The sequence below is a fragment of the Listeria sp. SHR_NRA_18 genome, assembly GCF_003856515.1.
Taxonomy (GTDB): Bacteria; Bacillota; Bacilli; order Lactobacillales; family Listeriaceae; genus Listeria_A; species Listeria_A newyorkensis.
This window is the reverse complement of record NZ_QPKR01000110.1, coordinates 1-384: the sequence shown is the minus strand read 5'-3', so window position 1 is coordinate 384 and position 384 is coordinate 1. Positions and strand designations below refer to the sequence as shown.

Sequence of the window (384 nt, the reverse complement as noted above, 5' to 3'; positions counted from 1 at the left end):
CCTTTGGTATAATCCCATATCAAAACCTATTATCAACCACGTGTGGTGTCTGGCGGAACAGGGCTGGATAGCGACACGGCCTTAACTGAGGTTCTCCCATGAAAAAAGGTATTCACCCTAAATACGACGAAGTTACTGCAAACTGCTCTTGCGGTAACGTGATCAAAATCCGCTCTACCGTGGGTCACGATCTGAACCTGGACGTTTGTGGCGAATGCCACCCGTTCTACACTGGCAAGCAGCGTGATGTTGCTACCGGTGGCCGCGTTGACCGCTTCAACAAGCGTTTCAGCGTACCAGGCGTTAAGAAATAAGTTTTCTTATCGTCAGATGAAAAAGGCGCCTTCGGGCGCCTTTTTTCGTTTTTGCCTTCGGTGCAGGCAG

At 50.0% G+C, this 384-nt stretch carries 1 protein-coding gene; it reads left to right on the top strand.

From position 1 onward, the window contains the following. Positions 1-98: 98 nt before the first annotated feature. The gene (rpmE, locus tag DUK53_RS17375; protein WP_024482871.1) at positions 99-314 is read left to right on the top strand and encodes a 50S ribosomal protein L31; all 216 of its coding nucleotides are present in this window, start codon (positions 99-101) and stop codon (positions 312-314) included. The last annotated feature ends 70 nt before the right edge of the window (positions 315-384 follow it).